The sequence below is a fragment of the Trichlorobacter sp. genome, assembly GCF_030247655.1.
In the GTDB taxonomy this organism is placed as follows: Bacteria; Desulfobacterota; Desulfuromonadia; order Geobacterales; family Pseudopelobacteraceae; genus Trichlorobacter.
The window spans coordinates 1-1,893 of sequence record NZ_JAOTRZ010000342.1; the positions used below are offsets into that span (position 1 = coordinate 1).

Here is a 1,893-nt window from a genome sequence, read left to right on the forward strand (position 1 = left end):
TTTCATAGCTTTTCAATACAGAGGGATGGATTTCTCCGATTGTTCCAACCGTTGTGTTACCGATCATAATACGGCAGCATTTACCTGGGTGATAAAATGGTTCCGCCTTATCAGATAACCACTTAACACCTCTAATCTGCAATAGATCAAACAGATTTTCCACAATCCCCTTTGCATCATAAAAATCTGTAGCAACCCCCTGCTGGCACCAGCTTTCCAGGTCGTTATTCCCACTGACCAAACCGGCACAGTAGACGGGCTCATGGGGCATCTCCTGATCAGGAACCGCATGATAGACACGACGCATTTCAAACAGACGCAAATCAAGACTACGAAAGCTCATGTTACGTGAAGCAGTCTCCAGAAGCCCCGGCAGCAAGGTGGTGCGCATAACGGCTTGCTCTGCTGCAAGTGGGTTGCAGAGTTTGATACCGTTACGACGTTGATCATCAGCTTTAAGGTTTATTCTATCAGCTGCATCTGCTGCAATGAAACTGAAAGATACTATTTCATGCATCCCTTCAGCCACAAAATGGTCACGCACGGAACGTTGCAAACGTTGATGCAGTGAAGGACGATCAGAAATAACCTGTGCCACTGGCATGGCTGCCACAACCTGATCAAAACCGTTCAGTCGGCAAATTTCCTCAATCAGATCGATTTCACGTTCAATATCAATCCGGTAGGAAGGAATGGAAACCTGAAAACTTCCGTTGCTAACCGGTTGGACCTGAAATTCAAGGTTACGGAACAGCTCTGCCATTCGTTCTGCGGTCAGAGACAGGCCCAACATGGCATTAGCACGCTCTGGGCGGAAAATTATTGAAGTCGGTGACTTGGGTAACGGGAAATTATCTGCCCTCCCTGTTGCAACGATTCCACCGGCAAGTTGTGCCATTAGGCTGGCAGCGCGATCCAACGCCTTGGGTACCATCTCCAAATCGGCACCGCGCTCAAAACGATGTGATGATTCAGTATGCAGGCCCAGACGCTTGCTTGTGCGCCGGATTGTTGGCGGATCAAAAAACGCACTTTCCAACAGAATGTCAGTAGTTGCATCAGTGATTTCAGAGTTTTCTCCACCCATGATACCAGCCAGGGCAACTGCCCGATTACGATCACAGATCATCAGATCGGTGGCTGCAAGGGTGCGTTCCTGCCCATCAAGGGTATTGAATTTCTCGCCCTCGCCTGCCCTGCGCACGATAATCTGCCCACCGGCCACCTGGGTATAATCAAAGGCATGCAATGGATGTCCCAGTTCAATCATCACCAGGTTAGTAATATCCACCACATTATTGATAGAACGTACACCGACCGCGTTCAAACGGTTAACCAGCCAGGCCGGAGAAGGAGCAATCTTGCAGCCAGATATAAAACGGGCCGCATAACGTGGGCAACCTGTTGCATCCTGAATAGTCACCGATACCTTACTGTCAACCGGTTCACCATACTCAGGCACAACGATTGATGGATACCGTACTCTCTTGCCTAATTTTGCCGCAATTTCACGGGCTATGCCGATCACACTGAGACAGTCAGCACGGTTAGGAGTTAAACCGATTTCAAAGACAGTATCCTTAAGACCCATTGCTTCAAAAAAAGGTGTTCCAAGCGGCAGATCCTCAGAGAGAATCATAATACCGGCACTCTCATCTGCCAGATTCAACTCCTTTTCAGAGCAGAGCATACCACAGGATTCTTCACCACGGATCTTTGAGCGCTTGATCTTAAAATCGCCCGGCAACACAGCACCAATCTGGGCCAAGGCAACCGTATCTCCCTGCTTGAAGTTCTGGGCACCACAGACAACAGAAAGCACTTCTTTCCCGTTATCTATCTTGCAAAGTGAAAGTTTATCGGCATTAGGATGCTGGTTCTTTTCAAGAACAT

At 48.4% G+C, this 1,893-nt stretch carries 1 protein-coding gene; it reads right to left on the reverse strand.

Annotation, left to right across the window (positions count from 1 at the left end; translation table 11 throughout):
• Nucleotides 1–1,893 (reverse strand): phenylalanine--tRNA ligase subunit beta (gene pheT / locus OEL57_RS16470; protein ID WP_300742004.1); only part of this gene is annotated, 1,893 nt, incomplete at both ends.